The organism is Gordonia spumicola (assembly GCF_009932475.1).
Taxonomy (GTDB): Bacteria; Actinomycetota; Actinomycetes; order Mycobacteriales; family Mycobacteriaceae; genus Gordonia; species Gordonia spumicola.
Window position 1 is genome coordinate 1,073,570 of record NZ_BJOV01000005.1, and the last position, 12,171, is coordinate 1,085,740.

Consider the following 12,171-nt stretch of genomic DNA (forward strand, 5'->3'; position numbering starts at 1 on the left):
TTCTCACATGATCGAACTCCTCACCTCGGGTGAGCTGACCCTGCTGGGACGCGTCCCCACCGCGAGCAATCTGACCCTCGCCTGTGCGCTCGACGGCGACACGATGTGCGTGTACAAACCGGTCCGCGGCGAGGCTCCGCTGTGGGACTTCCCGGACGGGACGCTCGCGGGCCGCGAGGTCGCGTGCTTCCTGATCAGCGAAGCGTTGGGGTGGGGGATCGTCCCCGAGACCGTGCTGCGCGACGACGGGCCGCCCGAGGCCGACCTCGGGCCGGGGATGCTGCAGCGCTGGATCCACTCGCCCGACGAGCCGGCCGGACCGGACCCCGTCGACCTGGTGCCGGTCGACGCCGTCACCGACGACGTGTTCGCGATCCTCCGCGCCTACGACGAGGACGGGTCCGTCGTCGCGCTGGTGCATTCCGACACGGCCGAACTGCGTCGACTGGCGGTGTTCGACGTCGTCGTGAACAACGCCGACCGCAAGGGCGGCCACATCCTGGTCGACGACGACGGGCGGCTGTACGGCATCGATCACGGCGTGTGCCTGCACGCCGACGACAAGTTGCGCACCGTCCTGTGGGGCTGGTCGGGGACCGACGTGCCCGACGATCTCGTCCCCGATCTGGCCCGACTCGCCGAGCGGCTCGCCGACGTGGACGATCCGCTGACGGCCGGACTGCGGACGTTGATCACCGACGCCGAGGTCGCCGCGCTCGCGGCGCGGACGCGACGGCTCGCCGACGGCGGTCCGATGCCGTCCCCGCCCGGCGAGCGCGCCATCCCGTGGCCGCCGTTCTAAGGCCCTCCGACGACCGTTCCGGTGGGGGACATAGAGTTGTGGGCATGCAGTCGTGGCCGTCGCCCCAGATCCCGCGCGTACCAGGCGCCTCACCGGCTCTCCGCCTCTTCGACACCTCGTCGAAGCAGGTGACGCCGCTCGCACCGGGGCCGGTCGCGACGATGTACGTGTGCGGCATCACCCCGTACGACGCGACGCATCTCGGCCACGCCGCGACCTACGTGACGTTCGACCTGATCAACCGGGTCCTGCGCGATCAGGGCCACGACGTGCACTACGTCCAGAACATCACCGACGTCGACGATCCGCTGTTCGAACGCGCCGAACGGGACGGCGTCGACTGGCGCGACCTCGGCTCCCGCGAGATCGACCTGTTCCGCGACGACATGACCGCGCTGCGCGTGATCCCCCCGCGCGACTACATCGGCGCGATGGAGTCGGTCGACGAGGTGATCGCCGCCGTCGGACGACTCCTCGACAACGGGTCGGCCTATGTGGTCGACGATCCGGAGTTCCCCGACGTGTACTTCAGCGTGGACGCGACCACGCAGTTCGGTTACGAGTCCGGGTACGACGCCGACACGATGGCCCGCTTCTTCGCCGAGCGCGGCGGCGACCCGGACAGGGTCGGCAAGCGGAATCCGCTCGACGCGCTGCTGTGGCGCATCCAGCGGCCCGGCGAGCCGTCATGGGAGTCGCCGTTCGGTTCCGGTCGCCCCGGCTGGCACATCGAGTGCTCGGCGATCGCCCTCAACCGACTCGGCATGGCGTTCGACGTTCAGGGCGGCGGAAGCGACTTGATCTTCCCGCACCACGAGTTCTCCGCCGCGCACGCCGAGGCCGAGACGGGGGAGCGCCGTTTCGCGCGGCACTACGTGCACACCGGAATGATCGGGCTCGACGGCGAGAAGATGTCGAAGAGCCTCGGCAACCTCGTCAAGGTGTCCGTGCTCCGCCGGGAGGGCGTCGACGTCGGAGCGGTGCGCCTCGGCCTGATCAGCGGCCACTACCGCGCGGACCGGATGTGGACCGACGCGGTGCTGGCCGACGGGGAACGTCGTCTGGCGACGTGGCGTCGTGCGGCCGCGCTGTCGACCGGCCCCTCCGCCGACGACACCGTCGCTCGTCTGCGACAGCATCTCGCGGACGACCTTGACACTCCCAAGGCGCTCGCGGCCGTCGACGCGTGGGCCGCAGACGCTATCGTCGGGATCGGATCGTCCACCGAGGCGCCCGGACTGATCGCCGCCGCCGTCGACGCCCTGTTGGGCGTCGACATCGCACCGACCACGTAGGACAGCCGATGACCCGCGTCACCCATATCCCACCCGCGACGTCCGACGGTGTGTGGACCGTCGTCACGCACACGTCCACGTACGTCCTCGACTTCGAGGAGATGACCCTCCTGCGGGCGCCCGGCGTCGGCCGCAACGACGATCAGCGTTGGGAGGTCAGCGAACTGCGACGCGACTCCCAGGACATCCCCCTCCTCGGCGTCAAACAGTGCACGATCGGCGAGCCGGCCCAATTCTGGGTGTCCGCCGCCGACGATCCCGACGTCCGCACGTGGCGCATCACCACCCCGGTCGTCGAGATCGAACGCATCGGCTGAGCGTCAGTCGGAGTCCTCCGAGCGCCTGCGAAGGTACTTCTCGAACTCGGCGGCGAGTGCGTCCCCGTCCACTTCGACCATCTTGTCGCCGGTCGCGTCGTCCGAGTCCACGCGTTCCTCGAGGTCGCGAACGTACGCGGACATGTCGTCGTCGTCGGACATCATCTCGTCGACGTCCTCCTGCCAGTCGGCGGCCTGCTGCTCGAGCCTGCCGTAGTCGACCGGCAGCCCGACGATCGGTTCGAGTCGGCGCAGCAACGCCAGCGTCGCCTTGGGGTTCGGCGGGTGCGCGATGTAGTGCGGCACGGCGGCCCACAACGAGATGGACGGCACGCCGTGGCGGACGAACGCGTCCTGCAAGACCCCGGTGATGCCCGTCGGCCCGTCGTACGTGCTCGGCGACAGCCCGAAACGCGCGGCGGCCTCGCTGGTCTCCGCCGACGCCGACACCGGGACCGGCCGGGTGTGGGGCGAGTCGTCGAGGAGCGCGCCGAGCGTCACGACCAACTCCACGCCGAGCGCGTCGGCGAGGTCGACGATCGTCGAACAGAACGTCCGCCACCGCAGATTCGGCTCGGGACCGAGGACGAACACCACGTCGCGGTCAGAATCGGACAGTTTTGCGTACGAGACAGATGTCACAGGCCACGATATGCGGCGCGTCACACCGGAGACGTGAGCGATCGTCGGACGGTTCGACTGGTAGTCGTAGAAGTCGTCGGCGTCGATCTCGCGCAGATCGGTCGCGTCCCAGGTCAAAGCGAGATGTTCGACGGCTGACGTGGCCGCGTCGCCCGCGTCGTTCCAGCCGCCGAACGCGGCGATCAGGACGGGACGACGCAGCGCGGGCAGTCCGGACGGGCGTGGCGAGTTCATCGAGAAGAGCCTACGGCGGACGGCGTTCGACGGCGAACTACGCTGGACACATGCCTTTCTCCCGCACACGCCAGAATTCGTACGACTCGACGCTGCTTCAGGCGATGTCGCGTCGTGTTCTGATCGGTGACGGAGCGATGGGCACGATGCTTCAGGCGGCCGACCTCACGGTCGACGGCGACTTCCTCGGCCTCGAAGGCTGCAACGAGATCCTCAACGACACCCGACCGGACGTCCTCGCCGACATCCACCGCGCCTACTTCGAGGCGGGCGCGGACGCGGTCGAGACCAACACCTTCGGCTGCAACCTGTCGAACCTCGGCGACTACGACATCGCCGACCGCATCCGCGAACTCGCCTACAAGGGCACGTCGATCGCCCGCGGCGTCGCCGACGAGATGGGGCCGTCCGACGACGGCACACAGCGCTACGTCCTCGGGTCGATCGGTCCCGGCACCAAACTGCCGAGCCTGGGTCACACGACGTTCGCAGTCATCCGCGACGCCTACCAGGAGTGTGTCCTCGGCATGCTCGACGGCGGAGCCGACGGCATTCTCATCGAGACCTGCCAGGACCTGCTTCAGCTCAAGGCGGCCGTGATCGGCGCCCGTCGAGCGATGGACGAGTTCGGTCGTCATCTGCCGATCATCGCCCACATCACCGTCGAGACGACCGGAACCATGCTCGTCGGCTCGGAGATCGGCGCCGCGCTCGCCGCGATCGAACCGCTCGGCGTCGACGTCGTCGGACTGAACTGCGCGACCGGCCCGGCAGAGATGAGCGAGCACCTCCGATACCTGTCGAAGCACTCCCGCCTGCCCGTCTCGGTGATGCCGAACGCCGGACTGCCGGTCCTCGGTCCCAACGGGGCCGAGTACCCGCTGACCGCGCCGGAGATGGCGGATGCGCTGGCCGGCTTCGTCCGTGACTACGGACTGCAGTTCGTCGGCGGCTGCTGCGGCAGCACCCCCGAGCACATCCGTCAGGTCGCCGAGGCAGTCAAGCAGGTCACGCCGGCCACCCGCACTCCCGATCACGTGTCGGAGACGTCGTCGCTGTACACGGCGGTCCCGTTCGATCAGGACGCCAGCTTCCTGGTGATCGCCGAACGCACCAACTCGAACGGCTCCAAGGCGTTCCGCGAGGCGATGCTGGCGGGCGACTACCAGAAGTGTCTCGACATCGCGAAGGAGCAGACGCGCGACGGCGCGCACATGCTCGACCTGAACATCGACTACGTGGGGCGGGACGGCGCCGACGACATGACGGAGGTGGCGTCGCGGTTCGCGACCGCGTCGACGCTCCCGATCATGATCGACTCCACCGAGCCGGACGTCATCCGGGCGGGTCTCGAACACCTCGGCGGACGCAGCGCCGTGAACTCGGTGAACTACGAGGACGGCGACGGGCCCGACTCCCGCTTCGCGCGGATCATGCGGCACGCTGTCGAACACGGTGCGGCCGTCGTCGCGTTGACGATCGACGAGGAGGGGCAGGCGCGGACCGCCGACCACAAGGTCGCGATCGCCGAACGCCTCATCGCCGACATCACCCAGAACTGGGGCCTCGCCGAAGAGGACATCATCATCGACGCCCTCACGTTCCCGATCTCGACCGGGCAGGAGGAGGTGCGCCGCGACGGCATCGAGACGATCGAGGCCATCCGCCGCCTGCACGAGGCGCATCCGGACATCCATTTCACGCTCGGCATATCGAACATCTCGTTCGGCCTCAACCCGGCCGCGCGCCAGGTGTTGAACTCGGTGTTCCTGCACGAATGCGTCCAGGTCGGCCTGGACACGGCGATCGTCCACGCCTCGAAGATCCTGCCGATGGCCCGCATCCCCGACGAGCACCGCGAGACCGCACTCGACCTCGTCTACAACCGTCGCCGCGAGCCGGGCACGGACGGTCCCGACGACAAGGGCTACGACCCGCTCCAGAAGCTCATGGAGCTGTTCGAGGGAGTATCCGCGGCGTCCGCCCGCGAATCGCGTGCGGCCGAACTGGCGAAGATGCCCTTGTTCGAGCGGCTGGAACGACGCATCGTCGACGGCGAGCGCAACGGCCTGATCGACGACCTCGACGCCGCACGCGAGACGGTCCCGCCGCTCGCGATCATCAACGACACCCTGCTCGCGGGCATGAAGACAGTCGGCGAGCTCTTCGGATCGGGCCAGATGCAGCTGCCGTTCGTGCTGCAGTCGGCCGAGGTGATGAAGGCGGCCGTCGCCCATCTCGAGCAGTTCATGGAGGCGACCGACGAGGACGGCAAGGGCCGCATCGTCCTCGCCACCGTGAAGGGAGACGTCCACGACATCGGCAAGAACCTCGTCGACATCATCCTGTCGAACAACGGCTACGACGTCGTCAACATCGGCATCAAGCAGCCGATCGCGACGATCCTGTCGGTCGCCGAGGAGCACAAGGCCGACGTGATCGGCATGTCGGGGCTGCTCGTGAAGTCGACTGTGGTGATGAAGGAGAACCTCGAGGAGATGAACTCGCGAGGCAAGAGCGAGTACCCAGTCCTCCTCGGCGGCGCCGCCCTGACCCGCACGTACGTCGAGGGCGACCTCGCCGACGTCTACGACGGCGATGTCCGCTACGCGCGCGACGCGTTCGAAGGCCTGACCCTGATGGACGAGATCATGGCGATCAAACGCGGTGAGGGGCCGGATCCGGACAGCCCCGAGGCCAAGGCCGCCGCCGCGAAGGTCGCCGAACGCCGCGAGCGTCGCGAACGGTCCAAGCGGATCGCCGCCAAGCGCAAGGCCGCCGAGGCTCCCGTCGAGGTGCCTGCGCGGTCGGACGTCGCGACCGACAACGAGATCCCGACCCCGCCGTTCTGGGGGACCCGCATCGTCAAGGGCATCGCAGTGTCCGAGTACTCGACGATGCTCGACGAGCGTGCGCTGTTCCTCGGGCAGTGGGGCCTGCGCGGCACCCGCGGCGACTCCGGACCGGACTACGACGAACTCGTCGAGACCGAGGGAAGGCCGCGTCTGCGCGAGTGGATCGACAGGCTCTCCACCGAGGGCATCCTCGCGCACGCCGCCGTCGTCTACGGCTACTTCCCGGCCGTCAGTGAGGGCGACGTCGTCCACGTCCTCGAATCGACCGATCCGACGTCGGCGGTGCGACACAGCTTCGAGTTCCCGCGTCAGCAGCGGACGCGCTTCTTGTGCATCGCCGACTTCATCGCGTCCCGCGAGCAGGCGATCGCGGCGGGCAAGGTCGACGTGCTGCCGTTCCAGCTGGTCACGATGGGACAGCCGATCGCCGACTTCGCGAACACACTGTTCGCGGCCGACGAGTACCGCGACTACCTCGAGGTGCACGGCATCGGCGTGCAGCTGACCGAGGCGCTCGCCGAATACTGGCATCAGCGCGTCCGCAGCGAGCTGACATTCGCGGGCGGGTCGATGGCCGACGACGACCCCGACCTGCCGCAGGGCTTCTTCGACCTCGAGTACCGTGGCGCCCGCTATTCGTTCGGGTACGGGGCGTGCCCGAATCTGGACGATCGGGCGAAGATGATCGATCTGCTCGAGCCCGGCCGCATCGGCGTCGAACTGTCCGAGGAACTGCAGCTGCATCCGGAGCAGTCGACGGACGCGTTCGTTCTGCACCATCCGGAGGCCAAGTACTTCAACACGTAGCACTAAAAACGCTTTGACCTGCTGATATGTCCACGAAGACTAGCCAAATTGGAGGCTAAGCGGGTCGGCAATGGCTAAAGATTGGCTAGTCCTCGGCCACCTTGCGAGCACGAAACAGCCCCCGGCTGTGAACCGGGGGCTGTTTCGCTGTCTGTGCAGGTCAGGGGCTACTTGTCTGCGGGAATCTTGTTCTCCGTCACATAGTCCCGGACCTTCTTCGCGGTGTCGTTCTTGAGGCGGGGCGTCGTAGCGATCTTGGCGACCTCCACCGACGTGATGCCTGCGCTCCTTGCAGCCTCTTGCAGTGTCTCACGCTTGTAGCGATTCAGTAGCCAACTCGAATCGTTCTCACTCGGGGTGGCCTCGGCGGGAAGAACGGCATTGAGCAGTGCTTTCACGGTATCGACGGGGGTACCTTCGGTCGGACTGAACTTCCCCTCTTCCAGGGCCTTCTTGGCGGCGTCCTTGTCAGCGAAGAAAAAGACATACTCCTTGCCGAACAGAGTGAAGACCTCTACAGAGGCTTCTACGTCTTCAAGCGGAATAGCCTTCTTGGTCAGGTCGTCGGTGATACTGATAGCCACTGGTTCCTCCTGTGGTTGGTTCGATTGCCTGTAGGTGCTGCCTACCATAGGTCATACGCCTTTAGGCTGCACGTCCCCGGCCCTGCTGTCGTCGCTGACGCTGCTCCTGACGCTGCTTCGCCGCCTCCCGAAGCGCCTCCTGAGCCTCGTCGGTAGACCGTAGCGCCTCGGCTCGGCTAGCCGCATGGCCCTGGGCCACCGACTGCTTTCGAGCCATCGCAGCGGCTCTAACCTCCTCATCGGAACTACCGAACGGCATCGTTCTACGCTCCTTCGCCACGTCGCCGGGGCTGACTCGCAACAGGGCCTTGTCGAGCGCTGGCGCGTCCTTGCCAGACTTCAAAGCCTGCTCCCGTAGGGCCTCCTTGGCCTCGCTACGGCTCAGACCAACATCGGGGATATAGGCAAGGTTGTTCTCTGCCTTGCCTCGTGTGAGGCCGGGATAGAGTGCCTCACGCTCCATCCGACTATCGGCTAGCAACCAGGCTTTCTCGACCGTTCGGCCCTGTGCTGCATGGGCAGTGGACGCTCCGTAGGTGAGCACTCCGTCATCGATTGCGGCCTTCGGAACAGTCGTCTCCTTCATGCTTCCGCCAGGTCCAGAGGGGAGGAGAACCACAGCATCTCCGTCCGCGGTGAACGATTGAATTTGACCGATCCAGCCATTCTGAAACCTGTCAGTTTCGCCCTTGCCGGGCTGAGAGTTGCGCGTAATCCGAATTTGCTCGCCGGTGTGGAGAACACCCATCGTCTTCGTCGGCTTGTCGATGACGACCTCCGTTGCGGTCTCCGCGTCCAGGTGACCACTGTCCACTAGACGTTGCTGAATCGCTTCACCGAGACGCCGTGAATCGGCCCTCGTTGCAGCCATCGCGAGCAAGTCCTTCGGGTCATCTCCGGCCTCTACGGCTGCCACATAAGCGTCGGCAATGCCGTCGATAGCGAGGCTCTTCGCCAAGTCCTTCGGCATAGATGCGTCAGGATTCTCTTCGATCCACCGCTCCATCTGAGCGTCGTCAATGATGTTCAGTCGCCCGTTGGAGTCCTGAAGGTCGAGGTACTTGTCTACCGTCTCTCGACCTTCAGGAGTAGCGGTAGATGACCACCAACCCTCTTGCAATCGACGCTCTTCCTCGTCGCGCGCCCTGTAGGTAGTCGTGAGTTCGACAGCGCCAGACTGCCTGCTGACAACCTCAAAGCCGGTTGACTTTCCAATGCCCTGCAACTGGCGCTCATCACCCACCAAAATGACCTTCCAGCCGCGCCCGGCCGCCGTGCTCAATACGTTCTCCAAGTCGTCGTTGTTCGTCATGGCTGCCTCATCCACCACCAGAACCACCTTCTCCGTGTCGGGCACACTGCGAGCCCCTAGGCGCGCCTCTAGCGCCTCGCTGGCCTCGACGGCCTCCTGCATGGCCTGCTGCCGTTCTGGTCCCTGGGGGAGCCGTTTGGCCGTGTTCCATTGCCGCTCTACACGTCGAAAGTCGGCCTCCAGCGGAGGATGCGCCGCTTCGATTTCTTCCAAGATGTGCTGCATAGATTCATCGGCTCCCGGCGTCTTCGCGGCTATTGCTTGCTGTGCAGCGCGGATGCGGTCGACCTCCTCGTTCGATAGGCCTTCCTCCCATTTTCCGCCCTCCATAGCCATGCCGAAACGCGTCAGGCTCATCGTTCTGTTGACGTGGGCCTCGCGCAGACTATCGGCTGTTCGTGCTGCTGTAGCGAGTCCCACGACCTCATATCCAGCGTCCTGATGCACCGCCACAACGGGAGCAAGGCTGTACGTCTTGCCGGAACCGGCAGGCGCTCTCACGACAGTGAGAGAGGATCGAGTCAGCGTTGCAGCGGCCAGCATCTCCTCCTGCTCTGGCGTCAGATTGGCACTCTCCGAAGCGGTCAGCACCTCCTCGATGTTCATGGGCTGATGCGCCTTGCCCGTAGCCAGGTCCTCGGCCAATTGCCTCAGGTTCTCCTCCTGGGCGAGAACATCAGTCGTAGTCAGAGTCTGGCTCTTCGCAGCCAGCACCCAATCGCCGATTTGCTGATCTGGGGCGTCGGTGAGCGCGAGAACTCGTTCATCCTGCAACGCCGCGTAGAAGGCCTCATCGATCTCTGCTGCCGTCATATCGGCGTGAGCAGCGGCGGTGGTGGCCTTCCGCAAATCCTTGGCCGTGAACGACGATTGGTTGGCCGTAACGTTCGTCAGCGCCGTGTCCACGATGGTTGACCGGACCTCGGCAACGTCCACTGAACGGCTATCGTGTGCGGCCTGCGCGCGTACCTCATCGAGGATCGCGGGCCCGTTTGCAGGCCGTTCCTGCGCCCATCGTTCGAACAATTCGGCCTCCGATTCTTCTTTGCCTACACGCGAGGCGAGGTTGGCGGCTTGCCGTGCAGTGCGCAAACCACTGGGGCTCTGTCCGTGGATCATTGCCGCGTATTTGCGATAGTCAGCCACCTTCGCTTGCTCGGCCTTCGTCAGAGTTTGACCGCTCGAATCTAGAGCGAAAAGCCTCTCGTACTCGTGGGGATCGCCCTCGATCTTGCGGCGCAAGATGTTGTCCGCCGCTTTCATTTCTCCAAGAGTTTCCGCGATCTGCTGGGACCGTTGGGAGTACCGTTCTAGAACCTCGTCAGAGAAGCCCGCGACCTCCCGCAAACGGTTGTCCTTCGTGTAGAAGGCCAGCCCGAATCGTTCGCTCAACTTGTGCGCGAGACGTTGCTCATAGACCGTTCCAATGGTCGCTGCCCCATGAAACAGATGGCCGCCCGAGAGCGTAGAAGAGCGCCCATCGGACCCCATCGCAGCCGCCGAGATGAGAGTGTGAGAGTGAAGGTGAGGGTCACCGGCTCGGCTAGAAAACTCCGTCTTTGCGGCGATCTGCTGGGGTGTGGCGACGATAGATTCAGCGCCATCCCGGCCTCTTCGGGCAACCATAATGCCCTTCTCTTCGGCCCAATCAAGAGCCTCCTTGATCGCCTCATTGTGGGCCTTCACGAGAGCCTCGCGAGTGTCAGAGTCCGAGTAAGCAGCGATGACCGATACCCCTTTAGGTGCCGAAAAAGTCAAGTCGTAGGAGGTCACTTCGGCAGTCGTTGCAGCCTTTGCGGCCCACTCTTGATTGAACGACTCACTGAGCAAACTGCCATCGTTCGGATGTAGTCCAGAGCGCAGAAAGCCTAGCGCCTGCTCGTCTAGCGGACCGTTGTAATCGATCGAACGGGCCAATTTCTCGATCGATTGGAGACCAGGATCGAGCAGTGTCCGACCGTCGAACTGTCGCCCCGCGAGGTGATTTTCAAGGTCGCTTTGATCGAGGCTGTCGCCGGTTCGGATATCGACTAGCCGGTCTGGTGCCTCCTCCGATGAGTAATAGGCCTGAGCACCCATAGAGGTATCGAGGTCCAAGCCCTGCGCTTCGAACCCCGCTTCCGAGAGTTCCAGGGCCTCCTCACGGCTGATTTTGCCCTCGCTAAGTTGCTTGGCGTAGTACTCGGACAAGGCGCTGGCTTGGCTGGCTTTGATTGGTGAGATTGAAAGCATCGTGGCTACCTCCGATGGTCGGTGTGCAGGGCTGGTCCCTTGCATCCCTAGCGACCGTGGGCGCGCTGGGTCGATCCGCATTGCATTAGGTGCGCAGCAACCTAATGCAATTGCGTGTGTTTATTTATGTGAGTTGTTGAGGTGTGTTGTAGTGAGGTGATGTAGGTGAGGTAGGTAGAGGTAGATGGAGGTATGAAGAGGTAGGTAGAAGGAGTTGAGAGAGGTGATTGAGGTGATTGAGGTGAGGTATGAAGAGTAGGGGATAAGTAGTTACTGATATCGAGGTGCGGACGTATACGGTCCGCATAGAACTATGTGAGGCAACTCACACGCCATATATTTGGTTCGCCATATATGGCGCCGATGGTTGTAAGTAGAGCAGGTGGAGGGTCCACCAACGCTCGGGAGGTATACATCATGGCTTACGAAACAACCATCAGCCTGCGTCTAACCCCGGCGCTAGCCGATGAGGTACGACGCATTGCGAAACGACGCAACGAATCCGCCGCGTCCGTCTATCGCACAGTGATCGACCGGCTGCCGCTGGGGGGCCTATGTGAAGACGGAGAGCCACTGAGCACGTCGGCCAATCCAGGCCGAGTGGTCGTGCCGATCTTCGCGACACAGGAACAGTACCGCCGTCTGCGCGTAGCCAAGGCAATGTCGATGGCAACGACGCTACAACTGTTTGAGTCGATCGACATTGAGAGTCTGCTAAACGACGGAGGAGGTGAGTTCAATGACTGACCTAATCGTCCAAGTCGTGAACACCATCGCGTGGCTGCTAATCGGTGCCTACGTCATTGCGTGTGCGGTTGGCGCATGGAAGACGCGCCATCAGTTTGCTCGGGCAGTCGGAGCGGTGACCATCGCAATCAGTAAGACTCTCAGCCTTCTGCTGCTGTCGTTGATCGGACGACGCGGTGGAGCAACGCGGCGGGCCCTATCGCGGTCGTGGTCACAACTCGGGGCTGCAATCGGGCAGATGCTCAAGTGGATGTTCCAGACCGTCACCGGAGGCATGGCGGTATCGATCCGTGGCGTGCTGTGGGTGTATCGAAAGGCGCGACCGGCTGCCGTCATCAAGTAAC

Annotated in this window: 9 protein-coding genes; 6 read left to right on the top strand and 3 right to left on the bottom strand. The window is 64.3% G+C overall.

Annotation, left to right across the window (positions count from 1 at the left end; all coding sequences use genetic code 11):
- Positions 1-7: 7 nt before the first annotated feature.
- Genes GYB83_RS16315 through GYB83_RS16325 form a run of 3 tightly spaced genes read left to right on the top strand, consistent with a single transcriptional unit; the run spans position 8 to position 2,414 of the window.
- Positions 8-802: an SCO1664 family protein gene (locus GYB83_RS16315; RefSeq protein WP_161896462.1), complete on the top strand. Its 795-nt coding sequence runs from the start codon at positions 8-10 to the stop codon at positions 800-802.
- A gap of 44 nt (positions 803-846) precedes the next feature.
- The gene (mshC, locus tag GYB83_RS16320; protein WP_161896463.1) at positions 847-2,097 is read left to right on the top strand and encodes a cysteine--1-D-myo-inosityl 2-amino-2-deoxy-alpha-D-glucopyranoside ligase; all 1,251 of its coding nucleotides are present in this window, start codon (positions 847-849) and stop codon (positions 2,095-2,097) included.
- Positions 2,098-2,105: 8 nt separating this feature from the next.
- Positions 2,106-2,414 (top strand): hypothetical protein, encoded by a 309-nt coding sequence (locus GYB83_RS16325; RefSeq protein WP_161896464.1) that lies wholly within the window; start codon positions 2,106-2,108, stop codon positions 2,412-2,414.
- A 3-nt stretch (positions 2,415-2,417) separates the two neighbouring features.
- Here the strand turns inward: GYB83_RS16325 and GYB83_RS16330 are convergent, their stop codons facing one another.
- Complete coding sequence (locus tag GYB83_RS16330; RefSeq protein WP_161896465.1) at positions 2,418-3,290, bottom strand: PAC2 family protein; 873 nt, start codon at positions 3,288-3,290, stop codon at positions 2,418-2,420.
- Between the two features lie 50 nt (positions 3,291-3,340).
- On the opposite strand from GYB83_RS16330, the gene metH reads away from it, so the two are divergent.
- The gene (gene metH, locus GYB83_RS16335; protein WP_161896466.1) at positions 3,341-6,952 is read left to right on the top strand and encodes a methionine synthase; all 3,612 of its coding nucleotides are present in this window, start codon (positions 3,341-3,343) and stop codon (positions 6,950-6,952) included.
- A gap of 167 nt (positions 6,953-7,119) precedes the next feature.
- Here the strand turns inward: metH and GYB83_RS16340 are convergent, their stop codons facing one another.
- Together GYB83_RS16340 and mobF are read right to left on the bottom strand one after the other, a co-directional pair.
- Complete coding sequence (locus GYB83_RS16340; RefSeq protein WP_161896467.1) at positions 7,120-7,536, bottom strand: hypothetical protein; 417 nt, start codon at positions 7,534-7,536, stop codon at positions 7,120-7,122.
- A gap of 61 nt (positions 7,537-7,597) precedes the next feature.
- On the bottom strand, positions 7,598-11,080 hold the full coding sequence (gene mobF, locus GYB83_RS16345; protein ID WP_161896468.1) for a MobF family relaxase: 3,483 nt from the start codon (positions 11,078-11,080) through the stop codon (positions 7,598-7,600).
- A gap of 417 nt (positions 11,081-11,497) precedes the next feature.
- Between mobF and GYB83_RS16350 the strand changes: the two genes are divergently transcribed.
- The gene (locus tag GYB83_RS16350) at positions 11,498-11,827 is read left to right on the top strand and encodes a hypothetical protein (RefSeq protein WP_161896469.1); all 330 of its coding nucleotides are present in this window, start codon (positions 11,498-11,500) and stop codon (positions 11,825-11,827) included.
- Between the two features lie 16 nt (positions 11,828-11,843).
- A complete protein-coding gene (locus GYB83_RS16355; protein WP_161896470.1) occupies positions 11,844-12,170 on the top strand; it encodes a hypothetical protein in 327 nt (108 codons plus the stop codon).
- The last annotated feature ends 1 nt before the right edge of the window (position 12,171 follow it).